Annotated in this window: 17 protein-coding genes; all 17 read left to right on the top strand. The window is 75.8% G+C overall.

All coding sequences use genetic code 11. The features are described from left to right. Nucleotides 1-3 precede the first annotated feature (3 nt). Nucleotides 4-285 carry an acyl carrier protein gene (locus HCN08_RS11225; RefSeq protein ID WP_240969980.1) on the top strand — a complete coding sequence of 94 codons (282 nt, stop codon included), beginning with the start codon at nucleotides 4-6 and terminating at the stop codon, nucleotides 283-285. 128 nt (nucleotides 286-413) lie between these two features. Further along, the gene (locus tag HCN08_RS35235) at nucleotides 414-866 is read left to right on the top strand and encodes a hypothetical protein (protein WP_240969979.1); all 453 of its coding nucleotides are present in this window, start codon (nucleotides 414-416) and stop codon (nucleotides 864-866) included. Then, the gene (locus HCN08_RS11220; protein ID WP_322974377.1) at nucleotides 859-2,004 is read left to right on the top strand and encodes a beta-ketoacyl synthase N-terminal-like domain-containing protein; all 1,146 of its coding nucleotides are present in this window, start codon (nucleotides 859-861) and stop codon (nucleotides 2,002-2,004) included. The genes HCN08_RS35235 and HCN08_RS11220 overlap by 8 nt, the downstream gene beginning before the upstream one ends. Then, nucleotides 2,001-2,606, top strand: a complete 606-nt coding sequence (locus HCN08_RS11215) for a hypothetical protein (RefSeq protein WP_206318619.1) — start codon at nucleotides 2,001-2,003, stop codon at nucleotides 2,604-2,606. The genes HCN08_RS11220 and HCN08_RS11215 overlap by 4 nt, the downstream gene beginning before the upstream one ends. Then, nucleotides 2,603-3,883 (top strand): beta-ketoacyl-[acyl-carrier-protein] synthase family protein, encoded by a 1,281-nt coding sequence (locus HCN08_RS11210; protein WP_167982825.1) that lies wholly within the window; start codon nucleotides 2,603-2,605, stop codon nucleotides 3,881-3,883. The genes HCN08_RS11215 and HCN08_RS11210 overlap by 4 nt, the downstream gene beginning before the upstream one ends. 372 nt (nucleotides 3,884-4,255) lie before the next feature. Further along, entirely contained in the window at nucleotides 4,256-5,344 is a 1,089-nt protein-coding gene (hppD, locus tag HCN08_RS11205; protein WP_167982824.1) for a 4-hydroxyphenylpyruvate dioxygenase, read from the top strand. A 1-nt stretch (nucleotide 5,345) separates the two neighbouring features. Next, a complete protein-coding gene (locus HCN08_RS11200; RefSeq protein ID WP_167982823.1) occupies nucleotides 5,346-6,356 on the top strand; it encodes a phytanoyl-CoA dioxygenase family protein in 1,011 nt (336 codons plus the stop codon). Then, nucleotides 6,349-7,380 (top strand): thiamine pyrophosphate-dependent dehydrogenase E1 component subunit alpha, encoded by a 1,032-nt coding sequence (locus HCN08_RS11195; protein ID WP_167982822.1) that lies wholly within the window; start codon nucleotides 6,349-6,351, stop codon nucleotides 7,378-7,380. The genes HCN08_RS11200 and HCN08_RS11195 overlap by 8 nt, the downstream gene beginning before the upstream one ends. Then, a complete protein-coding gene (locus HCN08_RS36115) occupies nucleotides 7,380-8,351 on the top strand; it encodes an alpha-ketoacid dehydrogenase subunit beta (protein ID WP_167982821.1) in 972 nt (323 codons plus the stop codon). The genes HCN08_RS11195 and HCN08_RS36115 overlap by 1 nt, the downstream gene beginning before the upstream one ends. 95 nt (nucleotides 8,352-8,446) lie before the next feature. Continuing rightward, entirely contained in the window at nucleotides 8,447-10,117 is a 1,671-nt protein-coding gene (locus tag HCN08_RS11185; RefSeq protein ID WP_322974376.1) for a class I adenylate-forming enzyme family protein, read from the top strand. Nucleotide 10,118: 1 nt separating this feature from the next. Continuing rightward, the gene (locus HCN08_RS11180) at nucleotides 10,119-11,684 is read left to right on the top strand and encodes a condensation domain-containing protein (RefSeq protein ID WP_167982820.1); all 1,566 of its coding nucleotides are present in this window, start codon (nucleotides 10,119-10,121) and stop codon (nucleotides 11,682-11,684) included. Next, nucleotides 11,681-12,610 (top strand): 3-oxoacyl-[acyl-carrier-protein] synthase III C-terminal domain-containing protein, encoded by a 930-nt coding sequence (locus HCN08_RS11175; RefSeq protein ID WP_167982819.1) that lies wholly within the window; start codon nucleotides 11,681-11,683, stop codon nucleotides 12,608-12,610. The genes HCN08_RS11180 and HCN08_RS11175 overlap by 4 nt, the downstream gene beginning before the upstream one ends. A 44-nt stretch (nucleotides 12,611-12,654) precedes the next feature. Continuing rightward, nucleotides 12,655-12,954, top strand: a complete 300-nt coding sequence (locus tag HCN08_RS11170) for a phosphopantetheine-binding protein (protein WP_167982818.1) — start codon at nucleotides 12,655-12,657, stop codon at nucleotides 12,952-12,954. A gap of 11 nt (nucleotides 12,955-12,965) precedes the next feature. Further along, nucleotides 12,966-13,949 (top strand): hypothetical protein, encoded by a 984-nt coding sequence (locus tag HCN08_RS11165; RefSeq protein ID WP_167982817.1) that lies wholly within the window; start codon nucleotides 12,966-12,968, stop codon nucleotides 13,947-13,949. Beyond that, on the top strand, nucleotides 13,946-15,055 hold the full coding sequence (locus HCN08_RS11160; RefSeq protein ID WP_167982816.1) for an alpha-hydroxy acid oxidase: 1,110 nt from the start codon (nucleotides 13,946-13,948) through the stop codon (nucleotides 15,053-15,055). The genes HCN08_RS11165 and HCN08_RS11160 overlap by 4 nt, the downstream gene beginning before the upstream one ends. Further along, complete coding sequence (locus HCN08_RS11155; RefSeq protein ID WP_206318618.1) at nucleotides 15,052-16,365, top strand: aminotransferase-like domain-containing protein; 1,314 nt, start codon at nucleotides 15,052-15,054, stop codon at nucleotides 16,363-16,365. The genes HCN08_RS11160 and HCN08_RS11155 overlap by 4 nt, the downstream gene beginning before the upstream one ends. Before the next feature lie 27 nt (nucleotides 16,366-16,392). Then, nucleotides 16,393-17,115 (top strand): 4'-phosphopantetheinyl transferase family protein, encoded by a 723-nt coding sequence (locus tag HCN08_RS36530; RefSeq protein WP_167982815.1) that lies wholly within the window; start codon nucleotides 16,393-16,395, stop codon nucleotides 17,113-17,115. The last annotated feature ends 157 nt before the right edge of the window (nucleotides 17,116-17,272 follow it).

The raw sequence follows: 17,272 nt of genomic DNA, 5'->3' as shown, positions 1-17,272 counted from the left end.
GCGATGACCACCGAGATGTCCACGGACGAGATCCGGAAGTTCGTGCTCAGCGCGCTGACCGAGATGAACTACAGCGTCGCCGGCGTCGACGACGACACGCCCCTCGGCCCGGCGGGCGTCGACCTGGAGTCGCTGGCCCTGGCCGAGCTCGGCATCAGGGTCGAGGAGGAGTTCGGCATCGTCTTCGAGGAGGACGAGGCGGAGCGGCTGGGCACGATGACCGTCGGCGAGTTCACCGCGGCGCTCGCCGAGCGCCTGGCGTCCGCGCCGGCCGCGGGCCAGTGAGCAACGGGCCCGCCGGGGCGGGGAGTTCGCCGCACGCGACGCCTGCGGCGCCGGAGGCGGCACCGGAGGTGGCACCGGACGCGGTCGGCGCGGCCGGCGCTAGCGGCGCTCCCGGGCGCGCGGAAGTCGTGGCGATACTCGCCGCCTTCGGCGAGCGCACGCCGGAGGAGGTGCCCGAGAGCGTCGACTCGATGGAACTGGCGTGGCTGGTCCACCAGGTCGAGCAGCGCTACGGCGGCAGCGTGCCGGACGGGGCGCTGGTCCGGATGACGACCGTCTCGGCGGTGGTGACGGAACTCGCGGCGCTCGGGCTGGGCATCACGACCGCCCCAAGCGCCGCCGGGCCGGGGGCGGTTGGCTCCGAGGCGGGCGAACCCGCGGCGAGCGGGTCGGGGGTCGGCGGCTCCCGGGCGGGCGGACCCGCGACGGGCTCCCCGGCGGGCGGCTCCGATGCCGGCGGCTCTCCGGCGGGCGTCCCCGGCGCGGGCGGCGGCTTCGAGGTCGACGTTCCCGGCGCGGGCGGCTTCCCGGCCGGCGGGGTGCGGGTCGGGGGCCGGCGTGAGGAGCCGGGGGGTGGGTGAGGTGCGGCGGGGGGAAGGGGAGGTTGTCGTCACCGGTGTCGGGGTGCTCAGCGCTTTCGGGGTCGGGGTCGGGGCGTTGATGGAGGCCGCGTACGCGGGGCGGTCGGGCTTCGCTCCCGTACGGCGGTTCGGGGTGGAGGGGCGGCGGGTGCGGCATGCCGCGGTGCATCCCGGATCACCCGTGCTGGCCGACGAGTTGCCGCGGATCATCGGGCTCGCCTGCGACCAGGCGGGGCTGTCGGCCGCCCAACGCGGGCGTGCCCCGCTGTACTTGGCGGTGCACGGCGACCCGGACCTGCCGCGTGTGCCGGCGCACGAGCGGGCGGCGCACGGGTCGGACGGCTTCGCGCGGACGGTCGCCCGGCGCGGCGGGCTGTCCGGCGCGGCGCGGGCGTACACCTCGGCGTGCGTGGCGTCGAGCACGGCGGTGGCCGACGCCGCCGCGCTGGTCGCGCACGGGCGGGCCGAGCGGATCGTGGTGGCCGGCGGATACCTCGTGGACGCCGACCAGTTCGCCGTCTTCGACGCCGGGCGCGCGCTGGCCCGCGACGGGCGGGTCCGCCCCTTCAGCGCCGGGCGCGGCGGGCTGCTGCTGGGCGACGCCGTGGTGGCCGCGGTCGTGGAGTCCGCGGCGGCGGCCCGCGAGCGGCGGGCGGAGCCGCTGGCGCGGCTGGCCGGCTGGGGGCGGGCGGGCGACGCCCACCATGTGTGCAAGCCGCGCCCCGACGGCGCCGGGCTCGCCCGCGCCATCGGCGACGCGCTGCGCCGCGCGCGGCTGCGCCCCGAGCGGATCGGCTACGTCAACGCGCACGGCTCCGGCTCCCCGGCCGGCGACACCGCCGAAGCGGCGGCCCTGCACCGGGCGTTCGGCGAGGCCGCCGCGGACTTACCCGTCAGCTCCACCAAATCCGTGCACGGCCAGGGCCTGGAGGCCGGCGCGCTGCTCGAACTCGTCGTGACGATCGCGGCGTTGCGCGCCGGGCGGCTGCCGGTCAACGCCGGCTGGCTCGGGCCGGACCCCGACTGCCGGCTCGGCCTCGTCCTCGACGAGCCCGCGCCGACGACCGCCGCGTACGGGCTGAGCCTCACCTCCGCCTTCGGCGGGGCCAACACCGCGCTGCTGGTGGGTACGCCATGACCGCCGCCCGTTCGCAGGCCGCCGCGCCGCCACCCGCGCTCCCGCCGCCGCCGCTTTCCGTACGGGCCGGGGCCGCGGGGCTGTCGGTATGTGCCGCGGGTGCCTGGCCGGAGGGCCCGGCGGACGGCGAACCGCCGCAGGTGCCGGGCTTCGTGGTCTCGTCCTTCAGCCCGCTCTTCGCCGCCGCCGCCCGGCGGTGCCTGGAACGCCGGCCCGAGGCGGCCCCGGACGCCGTCACGGCAGTGGTCGTGGTGAGCGCGCTGGGGGATGTGGCGAGCGCGGTGCACGTGGCCGCGGTGGTGGACGCGGCGGGCGTCGAGGGCGGTGCGGGCGGCGCCCAAGGCGGCGGCGGGCTCAGCCCGTTGATGTTCTTCCAGGCCGTGCCCAACGCCGTCGCCGGTCATGTCGCCGCGAAATGGGGCCTGTTCGGGCCCGTCGTGTGCGTCGGGGACACCGCCGCGGGAGTGGAGGTCGCCGCCCTGCTCGTCGAGGACGGGGACGCGGACGAGGTCCTGCTGGTCCGGGTGGACCAGGCAACTGCCGGAGCCGGGGCGCGGGATCGGGCCGAGGCCGTACTGGTGAGTGGAGGGAAGGCGCCATGACGGGTGAGCGGGGCGGGAACGCCACGGAGGTCGTGGTCACCGGGATGGGCATGGTCACCCCGGTGGGGACCAGTGCCGCCGAGGTGACGGCGGCGATGTGCGAGGGCCGGTCGGGGCTGGTACGGCCGCCGGCCGGGCACGCGCTCGAAGGCAGCCTGGAGGTGGGGGCGTTCGGGCCGCCGATCGACCCGGAGTCCGTGCTGCCGGCGCCGGAGACCAGGGTCGTCGACCGCTACATCGTGATGGCGCTGCGGGCCGCCGCCGACGCGCTCGCCGACGCCGGGATCGAGGTCGGGCGGGACGTGGACCCGTACCGGATCGGGGTGATCCTGTCGGGCACGGGCGGGCTCGCCACGCTGGAGGCGCAGGTCGTGACGCGCACGCAGCGCGGCCGGCTGGGCGTCAGCCCGTATCTGCTGCCGGGGATGCTGCCGAACATGGGCGCCGCCCGGGTCGCGATCCGGCACGGCATCCGCGGCTACAGCTCCTCGATCGGGACGGCGTGCGCGGCGGGCGCGCAGTCCGTGGGCGAGGGGCTGCGGCTGCTGCGCGCGGGCGAGGCGGACGTGGTGGTGTGCGGGTGCAGCGAGGCGCCGCTCTTCCCGACGCTCGCCGACACGTTCAACAACGCCCGTGCGCTGGCCCGCGGTTGGGCCGCCGACCCGACGGGCGCGAGCCGGCCCTTCGACCGGCGGCGCAACGGGCTCGTGCTGGGCGAGGGCGCGGGCGTGCTGGTCCTGGAGCGCGCGGACCACGCGGACGCGCGCGGCGCCGCCGGTTACGCGGCCGTCGCCGGCTGGGGCGCCACGAACGACGCCCACCACCCGACGACCCCGCACCCCGACGGCGAGGGCGCCGCGGCCTGCATGCGCCGCGCCCTGGCCGACGCGGGCCTGGAGCCGGCCGACATCGGCTACGTCAACGCGCACGGCACGAGCACGAAGATCGGCGACCGCGCGGAGTCCCTGGCCATCCGCCGGGTCTTCGGCCCGGACGCCCCGCCGGTCAGCGGCACGAAGGCCGTCACCGGCCACATGCTCGGAGCGTCGGGCGTCGTGGAGGCGGGCGTCAGCGTCCTGGCCCTGCGCCGCGGTGTGCTCCCGCCGACCCACAACCTGGACGACCCGGACCCGGAGTGCGACCTGGACCACATCCGCAAGAGCCCCCGCCCGGCGCCCGGCATCACCCACGTGATGTCCAACTCCTTCGGCTTCGGCGGCCACAACGTCTCCCTCGTCCTCGGCCCACCGGCCACCCGGCTGGCCCGGAACGTCTGAGCGGCTGATCGTCAGCGGCCCTGACCGTCAGCCTGCCGGCCGGGCTGATCGTCAGCGGCCCTGACCGTCAGGCCGGCGGACGGGCGGACGGGCTGGGCCGGCCGTCAGCAGCCCCGATCGTCAGCCCACCTGAGCATCAGCCCGACCGAGCATCAGTCCACCCGACCCGCCGACCGTCAGCGCTCCCGACCGTCAGTCCGCCTGATCGTCAGCCCAACCACGCCCCGACCCCGCCAGCCCTCAGCACCCCTGACCGTCAGCCCGCCTGAACCTCAGCACCACCGAACGCCGGAACCTCAGCACGCCGGAAGCTCAGCGCACCTGAACGTCAGCGCACCTGAACGTCTGCACGTCATCGACCAAGGAGCGGCAATGGATTACCTCGGCATCGATCATGTCGAGTTCTACGTGGGGGACGCGCGCCAGGCGGCGTTCGTCCTGTGTTCCGCCTTCGGCTTCCGGCTGTACGGACAGGGCGGCCCCGAGACGGGACTCGACGGGCAGCGCAGCCTGCTGCTGGGACAGGGCGACAGCCGGGTGCTGCTGACCTCGGCGTTGCGGCCCGACCACCCGGCGGTGGACTACGTGGCCCGGCACGGGGACGGCGTGGCGGTGGTCGCGTTCGGGACGCCGGACGCGCGGAGTGCGTTCGCCGGGGCGGTGGCCGGTGGGGCGACCGCGATCGAGGCGCCGCGCACGCACGAGGGCAAGGACGCCACCGTGCTGACCGCGACCGTGTCCGGCTTCGGCGATGTGACGCACCGGCTGGTGGAACGGCACGGCGCGCCGGGCGAGTTCCTGCCCGGCGTGATCGAGATGCAGGACGTGCCGCCGCCCGCGGAAGCGGACCTGCTGCACACCATCGACCACGCGGCGGTGTGCCTGGAGGCCGGCACGCTCGACGCGACGGTCCGCTTCTACCACGAGGCGTTCGGCTTCGACATGATCTTCGAGGAGTACATCGAGGTCGGCGGCCAGGGGATGTTCTCGCAGGTGGTGCAGAGCCCCGGCGGCGGCGCGACGCTCACCCTCATCCAGCCCGACCTCACCCACACGCCCGGCCAGATCGACGACTTCCTGGCCTGGCACGGCGGCCCCGGCGTACAGCACCTGGCGCTGAGCACGCACGACATCGTCGCCGCCGTGGACGCGCTCGGCGAGCGCGGGGTCGGCTTCGCGCCGACGCCGGCCAGCTACTACGACACGCTCGGCGGCCGGCTCGGCGCCGTGGACGTGCCGGTGGACCGGCTGCGCCCGCGCGGCATCCTCGTCGACCGCGATCACTGGGGCCAGATGTACCAGATCTTCGCCCAGTCCCTGCACGTACGGCGGACCTACTTCTGGGAGCTGATCGAGCGGCACGGCGCCCGCACCTTCGGCACCAGCAACATCCCCGCGCTGTACGAGGCCAAGCAGCGCGAGCTGGACGCCGTCCGTCCGACCACGAAGGCAGGGCTGTGAGATGACCACCGACCAGGACCGTACGACCACCGCGCCCGCGCGGACCGACCCGCCCGCGCAGGCAGAACCGCTCGCGCAGACCGACCCGCTCGCGCGCGAATTCGCCCTCACCGAGGCCGAGTCGGCGCTGCTGCCCGATGACGACGACGTCGCCTTCTACGCCGAGCACGGCTGGTTCCTGACCAAGAAGCTGCTGACCGACGACGAGGTGGACGCGCTCGTCGCGGCGAGCGACGCCTACTACGAGGGCGAGCGCAGCCGTACGCTGCCGGTCCGGCCGCCGCGGCTCGCGGCCTGGCAGCCGTCGGACGGGCCGGTGCAGCGGCACAACGACTACGTGCACTACGAGAGCGACCCGATCGCCCGCGTCCTGCGCAAGCCGCTGATCGGCGCGGTCGCGGCGCGCCTTGCGCAGGCGGCGGAGATCCGGGTCTTCCAGTCCACGCTCATCCTCAAGCCGCCGATCGCGGGCGAGCCGAGCAACGTCGTGCCGTGGCACATCGACAAGCACTACTGGTCGACGTCCACCTCCGAGCGGATGCTGACCGCGTTCATCCCCTTCCACGACTGCGGCGAGGAGATGGGCACGCTCACCGTCGTCGACGGCAGCCACCGGTGGAAGGAGACCGGCCGGGAGGACTCGATGACCCGGCACTTCGCCGACCGCGACAAGAGCCAGCTGGAGCAACTGCTCGCCGAGAACGCCGCGTTCAACGGCGCCGAGGTGCGCAAGGTGCCGCTGGCGATCCCCAAGGGCCATATGACCTTCCACCACTGCCTGACCTACCACGGCAGCGGCACCAACCGCAGCGACCGGCCGCGCCGGGCGATCTCGCTGCACATGCAGGACGGCGGCAACGAATACCGCCGCTTCCCGCTGAGCGACGGCACGCACGCCGCGTACAACCACGACGTGCTGGTGCGCCGGCTGCCGGACGGCCGGCCCGACTACGCCGACCCCGCGTACTGCCCGGTGCTGTGGCGTACGGAAGCCGCGGCGGACCGTGGCTGACGCACCACCCGCGGCCGGGGACGCCGCCGCCGGGCTCTACCGGACGATCGCCCTCATCCGCGGCTTCGAGCAGCGCGCGGTGGAGCTCGTGCGCTCCGGCGTGATCCGCGGCGGCATCCACCCGTGCACGGGCCAGGAGGCGGTCGCCGCGGGCACGTGCGCGGCGCTGCGGCCCGGCGACGTCGTCACCAGCACCCACCGCGGCCACGGCCACGTCCTGGCCAAGGGCGCCGACCCGGCCCGCATGATGGCCGAGCTCGCCGGCCGCACGACCGGGCTCAACCAGGGCCGCGGCGGCTCGATGCACGCGGCGGACTTCGCGGTGGGCGTGCTGGGCGCGAACGCGATCGTCGGCGCCGCGGTGCCGATCGCCGCGGGCGCGGCGTGGGCGATGCGCCGCTCGGCGGCGTACGGGCCGGGTACGTACCGCCCCGCCGCGGCGGACGGCACGGACCGGGTCGCGCTCACGTACTTCGGTGACGGGGCGGTCAGCCAGGGCGTGGTGCTGGAGGCGTTCAACCTCGCCGCCCTGTGGCGGGTCCCGCTGGTGCTGGTGTGCGAGAACAACGGCTTCGCGACGTCCATGCGCCCGCAGGACACCATGGCCGGCACCGTCACCGCCCGGGCCGCGGCCTTCGGCATCCCCGCGGTCACGGTGGACGGCATGGACGCCGAGGCCGTACGGGACGCCACCGCCGAGGCCGCCGCACGGGCCCGTACGGGGGCGGGGCCGTCGCTGGTGGAGTGCGTGACGTACCGCTTCGACGCCCACCACACGTGGGAGCACACCGCCCGCCCCCGCTACCGCACCGACGCCGAGGTCGAAGCCGGCCGGGCCCGCGATCCGCTGGAGGTGCAGGGCGCCCGCATCGCGCGGGCGACCCGGGCGGCGATCGACGCGGAGACCGCGGGGCTGCTGGACGCGGCCGTACGGTATGCGCTCGACGGGCCGCACCCGGACCCGGCGACCGCGCTCGACGGGCTGTACGCGAGCGGGCTGCGGCCCAGGGCGGGGGCGCTGTGATGCCGAACCTGTCCTATCTCAAGGCGCTCAACCGGGCCATCGGCGACGAGATGGAGCGCGACCCGGCGGTGTGCGTGCTCGGCGAGGACGTCGGGGTGGCCGTCGGCTACGCGACCGCCGGGCTGCTGCGGCGCTTCGGGCCCGACCGGGTGCTGGACACGCCCATCTCGGAGCAGGCGTTCACGAGTTTCGCGACCGGCGCGGCGATGGCCGGGATGCGACCGCTGGTGGAGTTCCAGATCCCGGCGCTGCTCTTCCTGGTCTTCGAGCAGATCGCCAACCAGGCGCACAAGTTCGCCCTGATGACGGGCGGGCAGACCCGGGTGCCGGTGACGTATCTGCTGCCCGGTTCCGGTTCGCGCGACAGCTGGGCGGGCCAGCATTCGGACCACCCGTACAGCCTGTTCGCGCATGTCGGGGTGAAGACGGTGGTGCCGGCGACGGCGACGGACGCGTACGGGCTGCTGGTGACGGCGATCCGGGACGACGACCCGGTCGTCGTCTTCGCGCCGGCCGGCGCGCTGCCGCTGCGCGAGGACGTGGACTTCGGGGCGCTCGCGCCGGTGCCGCTGGGCTCGGGGCGGGTGCACCGGGCCGGTACGGACGTCACGGTGGTGGCGGTCGGGCATCTGGTGCGGGACGCGCTCGCGGTGGCGGAGGAGCTGGCGGGGACGGTGTCGGTGGAGGTGTTCGACCCGCGCACGCTCTACCCGTTCGACTGGCGGGGGCTGGCGGCGTCGCTGGAGCGGACCGGGCGGCTGGTGGTCGTGGACGACTCCAACCGGACGTGCGGCATCGGGGCGGAGATCGTCGCGACGGCGGCGGAGGAGATGCGGCTGACGGCCCCGCCGCGCCGGGTGACCCGCCCGGACGGCGCGGTGCTGCCCTTCGCGCGCGAGCTGGACCTGGCGTGCCAGCCGACCCGGGCGCAACTGCGGGCGGCCGTCGAGAAGGTGGCGGGGGTCGGGTGAACGCGCATGAACGGCGGACGGCGACGGGTGACGAGTGGCGGCGGGTGGAGACGGATGAAGCGGCGCAGGACGAGGCGATACGTAGGAGGAACGCTGTGACCGGCAGCAACATGCGGGCCAGGCTCGCGGCCGACCCGGAGCTGGGCGCGGGCAACGTGCTGCCCCGGCTCTTCGCGCACGGGGCGGACCCGGACGGGCCGGGCGCGGCCTTCGACGTGCCCGTGGACGGGCACCCGGCGTGGCAGGAGCTGACGCTCGGCCAGTTGCGGGACCGGGTGGCGGCCCGGGCGGCGTGGTGGCACGCGCACGGCATCGGGCCGCGCGACCCCGTCGCGGTCTACGTGTCGAGCTCGGCGGACTGCATGCTGAGCTTCCTCGCGCTGGCCTGGCTCGGCGCGATCCCCGCGCTGATGAACCAGTACCTGCCCGGTGACATCGCCGCGGAGTACGTACGGCGGCTGCGCGGGGTCGCGCTGGTGACCGACGCCGAGCACCGGGCGCGGCTGGCCGGCCACGACCTGGGCGGGCCCGCGGTGCACGCGGACGCCGCGGAGACCGGTACGGCCGACCCGGCGGACGCGCCCGAGCCGTACCGGCACCACGCGGACGACCCGATCGCGATCACGCACTCCTCCGGCACGACCCGTACGCCCGCCGCGGTCGTGCACTCGCACGCGAGCCTGTTCGCCGCGATGCGGCTCTTCCGGCTGTCGGCGCCGCGCGCGCGGGGCGCCGAGCGGATCCTCAGCGCGCTGCCCGCGGCGCACGCGGCCGGCATCTCGGCGCTGAACATGGCGCTGTGCCTGCGCAGCGGGCTGCTGTTCCTGTCGACGCAGAACGACGGCGCGGCGGTCGTGCGGGCGATCGAGCGCTGGAAGCCCAGCGGGGTGCTCGGGTTCGCCGCGACCTGGGCGCAGATGGCCCGGCTGGACCTGGCGGGGCGGGACCTGGACTCGGTGTCGCTGTGGTTCAACACCGGGGACTGCGCGCACGAGCCGCACATCCGGCGGCTGGTGGCGGTCGGCTCGCGCGAGACGGTGACGCGCGAGGGCGTACGCCGGCTGCCCGGCTCCAGCTTCGTCGACGGCCTGGGCTCCACCGAGATGGGCCACTCCGCCTTCCACATCACCCACACCCGCACGACCGGGCGGTACGGGCGCTGCGTCGGCGTGCCGCACGGCTTCGCGGAGGTGGCGCTGCTCGACACGGCGACAGGCCGCGAGGTGCCGGTCGGCGAGGTCGGCCAACTGGGCTTGAAGGCGCCGACGTTGGCGCCCGGCTACTGGAACGACTCGGGCGCGACCTACCGCAACCGGCTGGCCGGCTACTACCTCACGGGCGACCTGATGTACCGCGACGAGGAGGGCTACTACTACCACGTCGACCGGGCGGTGGACGCGGTCGACCTGGGCGGCGGGGAGTGGCTGTACACGGCGATGTCGGAGGAGCGGATCCTCGCCGCGTGCCCGGACGTGCACGACTGCACGGTGGTCTCGGCGGAGGTGGACGGGCGGGTCGTGACGGACGTGCTGCTGGCGCTGCACGCGGACGCCGACGCGCACGGGGACGGGGACGGGGACGCGAACTCCGCGGACGCGGGCCGGGACCGTACGGCCGCGGTGCGCGGCGCGCTGACCGCCGCGGCGGCGGCGACGCTGCGGAACGTCGTCGTCATCTCGGAGTCGGACCTCATCACGGGGCCGACGGGGAAGGTGCGCAAGTTCCTGATGCGGCAGCGGCACCGGGCGCAGACGGCGGGGGTGTGACATGACGACGCAGGAGCGGGCGGCGGACGCCGCCGAAGACGTGCCGGGCGTGGCGGGTACGGGCGGGGACGCAGGCGAGGTGGAGGGTACGGGCGGGGCGCCGGTCGTCAGCGAGCGGGTGGTCGTGGACTTCGCCGGGGACGGCGAGGGCGTGGCCGAGATGTCCTGGGGCATGTGGGAGATCTGGCAGGCGATGGCCCGGCAGCGCAGCCCGCTGCCGATCGGCGGGCGGGCCGCGCTGGAGCCGGGCACGACGGTCGACGACCTGGCGGCCGAACTGCGCTATCTGCTGGAGCGGTTCCCCTCGATGCGCACCCGGCTGCGTTTCGCGCCCGGCGGCCGGGCCCTGCAGCAGCTCTTCGCCACCGGGCAGACCGTGCTGGAGGTCTACGACGCCCCGCCGGACGCCGACCCGGACGAGGTCGCCGCCGCAGTCGAACAGGCGTACCGGGACCGGGAGTTCGACTTCGCCGGGGAGTGGCCGGTGCGGATGGGGGCGGTACGGCAGCACGGCCGGCCGGTCCATCTGGTCACCGTCATGCACCACTTGGTGACCGACGGCCTCGGCGGCGCGATCATGCTGCGCCAGGTCGCGACCCGGGACACCTCGCCGGTCAGCGGCATGCAGCAGCTGGAGCAGGCGCGGTGGCAGCGCTCACCCGCCGGGCAGCGGCAGAGCGAGCGGGCGCTGCGGCACTTCGAGAACGTCCTGCGGACCATGCCGGCACGGCAGTTGCCCGGTCCGACGGACCCGCGCAGCCCCCGGCACTGGGGTGCCGAGTTCCACTCGCCGGCGCTGGTGGCGGCGCTGCCGCGGATCTCGGCGCGAACGGGCACCGGCATACCGGGAGTTCTGCTGGGGCTGTTCGCGATCGGGCTGTACCGGGCCACCGGGATCGATCCGGTGGTGGTGCGGCCGGTGGTCAACAACCGCTTCCGGGCGGCCTTCTCGGACGTCGTGTGCATGGTGGCGCAGGCGGGCGTGTGCGTGATCGACGTCGCCGGCGCGACGGCGGCCGAGGTCGTCGAGCGGGCCCGGCGCGGCAGCATGGCGGCGTACAAGCACGCATATTTCGATCCCGAGGCGCTGGACGAGCTGGTCGCGCGGATCTCGGTCGAGCGCGGCGAGGACGCCGAGATCCGCACGTACTTCAACAACCGCAGCACGTACGAGCCGCCGCCGGGCGCCGGCGCGGACGCGGAGGCGGACCCGCAGGAGCTGGCGCGGGAGCTGCTCGCGGCGCGCGCGGACACGGTCTTCCGCTGGATCGCCGAGGAGGACGCCCAGACCGAGCGGTTCTTCATGCACGTGGACGACACGGCGGAGGGCGGGCTGCGGTTCGAGATCCGCATCGACACGCATTACGTCTCGCCCGCGCAGGCGGAGGCGTTCGCCTACGCCATGGAGGCCGCGGCGATCGAGGCGGCGGTCTCGGAGGTGGTCGCAGAGGCGGTCGCGGGGCCGGTCCCGGAGGCGGTCCCGGAGGCCGTCCCGGCGGGGCTCGCGCCGGGTGAGGGAGCGCAAGCCGAGGCCGCTGGAGCCGAGCCGGTGGAGGCCGGCCGGTGACCTCGCTCGCCGCGGTGGCCGCGTACGTGCCGGCGGGCCGCGTGCCGATCGAGGAGCCCGCCGGCCGGCTCGGGCTCAGCGCCATGCAGGTCAAGGTCTTCCGGCGCTACCACCGGCTCGGCGAGGTCGCCCGCGACCCCGGGGGCGGCCTCGGCGATCTGCTGCGCGGCGCCCTCGACCGGCTCGAAGGACTCCGCGGCCAGGAGCACCGGGTGCGGTACGTGCTGCACGCCCGCACCTTCCCCACCGTCACGCCGTACGGCCACGACCCGCTGCGGCGGCTGTGCGAGGAGTACGGGCTGGGCCACGCCACGGCGTTCTCGGTCGGGCACCACGCGTGCGCGTCCGGCCTGCTGGCGCTGGACGCGGCCGGGCGGCTGCTCGCGGCGGACGGCGACCCGGACGGCCTCGCGCTCGTCCTCACCGGCGAGAAGGCCTTCACCGGCGAGGCCCAACTCGTGCCCGACACCTCCTTCTTCGGCGAGGGCGCGGCGGCCTGCCTGGTCGCCGCGTCCGGCGAGCGCGACCGCATGCTGTGCTACGCGACCGAGCTGCGCGGGGAGTTCGACTCCGAGGAGCCCGAACTCGCCCTGGAATTCCAGCGGATCTACGCCGAAGCGCTCGCCGCCGCGATCACCGCGGCGGTCGGCCGGGCCGGGCTGGCGGTGGACGGCATCGCGGCGATCCTGCCGCACAACGTGAACCACCAGGCGTGGAAGCAGGTGTGCCGCATCCTCGGCTACCCGCGCGAGCGCGTGCTGCTCGACCACGTGACGGGCACCGGGCACCTCTTCTGCGCCGACAGCTTCGTCAACTACCGCACCGCGAAGGAGCGCGGGCTGCTGCGGCCGGGCGAACCGTATGTGGTCGCCGCGGCCGGCGCCGGTCTCGGCGCGGCCTTCTCCGCGATGGTCCTGGTCCACTGACCCGCCCCGACTCCCCCGTTCTTCCCAGAGAGGCTTGCCTGACCATGACGGAGCAGAACACCGCCGCCCCCGCCGCGGCCGATCCCGAGCTGCGCGAACGGCTCGTCGGCAGCATCCGCGAGCTGCTGCCGCAGGTGCTGCGGCGCGAGGTGGACGGGGTCACCGAGGACACCGCGCTGATGGACGCGCTGGGGCTCAGCTCGACGACCGGCCTGGAGCTGGTCCTCGAACTGGAGGAGCGGCTGGAGCTGGAGATCAGCGTCGAGGACCTGGGCCGCGACGACTTCGGCACGGTCGGCTCGCTCGCCGACTACGTGGCGGGGAATCTGCTGACGGAAGCCTGAGGCGGCCGAGGATGCGCACCTATCTGCCCAGTGGCCCCGACCAGGACGTCCCCGCGGGCTGGGGCGTCCGCCGGGCCGCACGCCTGGCCTTTCCCGGCGCCGCGGCCGTCGCCGCCGACCCCGTGCACAGCGGGCGGCTGCGCACCTACCTCACCGACATGCTGCGGCCGTACGAACTCGCCCTGGACGAGGCGGCGTTCGCCCGCGGCGGCCAGTCGTACGGCGAGATGGCCGAGGCGCTGATCCGCGCCGCGGTGCCGCCGGGCGAGTCGGTGGACCTGCTGGTCCTGGCGTACAGCGTGCCGGACGTCACGCCGGGCCGCGCGACGGCGACGTGGCTGAGCCATGTGTGCCCGGGCGGCCCGCTGGCCTTTGCGGTGTCCGACGAGACGCACACGGCCGCCTTCACGGCGCTGCGGCTGGCCCGGGCGTACGCGGCGGGCGCGGGCCCGGCGCGGGCACTGCTGCTGGTCGTGGAGCAGCCGGTGCTGCCGTACCCTCCCGGGGCGGCGGTGCTGCCGTCCGGCGCGTACGGGGTGGGGCTGCTGCTGGGCCCGACGGGGCTCGCGGGCCCGGACGGGGAGGCGCCGGGGGACGTCACGGCGATCCTCGGCCAGGGGCTGGCGGGCGGGCTGCCGGACGGGTTGCCGGGCGAGCTGGCCGGCGTACAGCGGGTGCGGACCGCGGAGCCGGGGCGGCCCGGCACCGGGGTGTGGTGGGAGCTGGCCGGGGAGGTCGAGCGGGCGGCCCCGGGCCGCGCCCGGGTGGGCGACGGGACGCCCGAGCCGCGCGTGCTCGTCGGCGCGGACCGTACCGGCGCCCGTACCGGGCCCCCGGCGGCGATGCGGACCCAGCCGCCGCCGGACGGCCGCCCCGTCGCGCGGCGCTTCGTGCTGGCCGACCGGGCGGCCGGCGGCGGCCTCGCCCTCGCGACCGTGGACGCCGCCGCCGGCTCCCTCTCCGGCTCCATCTCCGGCTCCGGGGGGCGGCGATGACGCTGCCGCAGACCGTGGCACCGGCCACCCTCCACGACTACGAGCAGGTCGCGCGCGGCCGACTCGACGGCGCCGTCTGGGACTTCATCGAGGGCGGCGCCGAGAGCGAGCGGACCGTCGCGGCGAACCGGCGGGCGTACGGGCGCGTTTCGCTGCGGCCCCGGGTGCTCGTGGACGTCTCGGTGTGCGACACCGGCACCGAACTGCTCGGGGCGCGCCTGCGCACCCCGGTCGGGATCGCGCCGACCGCGTACCACCAACTGGTCCACCCGGACGGGGAGGTGGGGACGGCGCGGGGCGCGGCGGCGGCGGGGGCGCTCTTCGTGGTGAGCATCTACGCCAGCCGTACCGTCGAGGACATCGCCGCGGCGGCGGGCGGCCCGCTGTGGATGCAGCTGTACTGGCTGCGCCGGCGGGAGGCGCTGGCCGCGCTCATATCCCGGGCGGCGGCGGCCGGTTGCCGGGCGATCGTGCTGACGGTGGACGCGCCGCGGCTCGGCCGCCGGCACCGGGACGCACGCAACGGCTTCGCCCTGGGCCCCGGCATCCGCGCCGCCAACCTCGACCCGGCGCTGACGGCCGCCGCGCACGTCCCGGGCGCCGGCCGCTCTGCGCTGGCGACGCACGCCGTCGAGGCCGTGGACCCCTCGGTGACCTGGGCGGACCTGGCGTGGCTGCGGGAGCGCAGCGATCTGCCGCTGGTCCTGAAGGGCATCCTGACCGGCGAGGACGCGGCCCTGGCGGTGGCGCACGGCGCCGACGCGCTGATCGTGTCCAACCACGGCGGGCGGCAGCTGGACGGGGCGCCGGCGAGCCTGGACGCGCTCGCGGAGGTCGTGGCGGCGGTCGGCGGGGCGTGCCCGGTGCTGCTGGACGGCGGGGTGCGCGGCGGCACCGACGCCTTCGCGGCGCTCGCGCTCGGCGCCCGGGCGGTGCTGCTGGGGCGGCCCGTGCTGTGGGGGCTCGCGGCGGGCGGCGCGGCGGGCGTGGCGGGTGTACTGGACCTGGCGACCGAGGAGTTGGCGCACACGATGGCGCTGACCGGCCGCCCGGACCTCGCGTCGGTCGACGCGTCGGCGGTGGTGCTGCGAACGGAGGCCCGATGACAGTGGAGTTGGCCCGCGAGGACCTGCACGCGTCCGTGTCCGACCCGGAGTCGGCGTCGATGAACTTCCTCAACGAGGTCGCCGCCCGCTTCCCCGACGCCATCTCCCTTGCGGCGGGCCGCCCTTACGACGGCTTCCACACCACGGACGACGTCCACCGCTACTTGCGCAGCTACCTGGCGCACCTGGAGGCGCAGGGCCTGAGCCACGAGCAGCGCGAGCGGCGGCTGCTGCAGTACGGCCGCACCAACGGCTATCTCGGCGACCTCATCGCCCGGATGCTCGCGGTGGACGAGGGCATCGAGGTGCCCGGCGACGCGGTGATGGTCACCACGGGCTGCCAGGAGGGCATGGTCGTGGCGCTGCGCGGCCTGTGCGCGCTGCCCGGCGACGTCGTGCTCGCGGTCGAGCCCTGCTATGTCGGCCTCACGGGCGCGGCCCGGCTGCTGGGCGTCGAGGTCGTGCCCGTACCGGAGTCCGCGGACGGGCTGGACCCGGAGACGGTACGGGAGGTGGCCGCCGCGGTACGGGTTTCGGGGCGCCGGCCACGGGCCCTCTATGTCGTGCCGAGCTTCGCGAACCCGTCCGGCGCGTCGATGCCGGTGCCGGCGCGGCGGCGGCTGCTGGAGGTCGCGGCGCAGTGCGAGCTGCTGGTGCTGGAGGACGACCCGTACGGGCTGTTCGGCCTGGACGACGAACCGCGGCCCACGCTCAAGGCGTTGGACACCGACGGGCGGGTGGTCTACCTGGGCTCGTTCGCCAAGTCCGCCTTCCCCGGCGCCCGGGTGGGCTTCCTGGTCGCCGACCAGACGGTGCGGGCGGCGGACGGCACGCGCACGCTGCTCGCGGAGGAACTGTCCAGCGTCAAGAGCCTGTTGACGGTGAACACCGCGCCGGTCGCGCAGGCGGTGATCGGCGGCTACCTGGTGGAGTCCGGGTGCAGCCTGCGGGCGGCGGGCAAGGAGAAGACGGCCTTCTACCGGGCCAACCTGCGGGCGCTGCTGGGGGCGTTGGAGCAGTCCTTCGGTGAGGATCCGCGGGTGCGGTGGAACGCCCCGGCGGGCGGCTTCTTCGCCGTCGTGGACGTGCCGTTGACGGCGGACGGGGCGATGCTGGAGGTCTCGGGGCGGGACTTCGGGGTGCTGTGGACGCCGATGGGCTTCTTCTACGCGCCGGGTTCCGGCGGCGGGCGGCGCTCGGTGCGGCTGTCGTGCAGCGCGCTGCCGCCGGAGCGCGTCGCGGAGGGGGTCCGCCGGCTGGCGGAGCTGGTGCGGGCGCACGGTGACCCGGTGGAGGCGGCGGGGAGGTGAGCGGCGCTCGTGGACGCGGATGCGGATGTGGATGAGGATGAGGTCGAGGTGTGGGTGGTGGCCGGGCCCGGCCCGGCGGAGGCCGAGCTTTTCGCCGTGCTGGACGCGGAGGAGCGGGAGCGGGCGGCGGCGTACCGCTCGGCGGTGGACCGGCGGCGGTTCGTGCTGGCGCACGGGGCGCTGCGGCACATCGTCGCGGCGCGGCTCGGGGCGCCGGCCGGGGAGCTGCGGTTCCGGCGCGGGCCGCACGGCAAGCCGGAGCTGGCGGGCCGGTGGCAGGGCGCGCAGCTGAACCTCTCGCACTCCGCGGAGGTCGCGATGGTCGCGCTCAGCGCGGCCCGGCCGGTCGGCGTGGACGTCCAGCAGGTGCTGCCGCGGCTGGACGCGGAGGCGATGGCCCGCCGCTACTTCCCGCCCCAGGAAGCCGGTCACGTCGGCGCCGCGCCCGACGCCCTCACCCGCGCCGAGCGCTTCGCCCGGCTGTGGGCCCGCAAGGAGGCGCTGACCAAGGCCCACGGCGGGCGCCTGGCCCAGGCCCTGCGCGTCCCCGTCCCGGACGGCCCGCCGCCGCCCGACCTGCCCGCCCGCGACGCCTGGTCCCGCGGCTACCGCCTCACCGACGTCCCCGCCCCGCCCGGCTACCGCGCGGCGGTGGCCCTCTCGGGCGACGCGGCCTTCACGGTCGCCCAGCACCACTGGACGGGCCCCCCGAGCCCCGCCCCCGCCCTCGACCCCGAACCGCAGCCATGACGACCACGAAACGCACCCGAACCGAGCGGCCGGCCGCCCGCACACCCCCGGCCTCCACCGCCACCGAACCGCAGCCATGACGCCCACGAAACGCGCCCGGACCGAGCCGGCGGACCGCCGCACATCCCCGGCCGCACCGCCCGCCCGGCGCGCAGCC

It is taken from the genome of Actinacidiphila epipremni (assembly GCF_012034175.1).
GTDB lineage: Bacteria > Actinomycetota > Actinomycetes > Streptomycetales > Streptomycetaceae > Actinacidiphila > Actinacidiphila epipremni.
The sequence above is the reverse complement of the archived record's forward strand: the minus strand, read 5'-3'. Positions and strand labels throughout refer to the sequence as shown.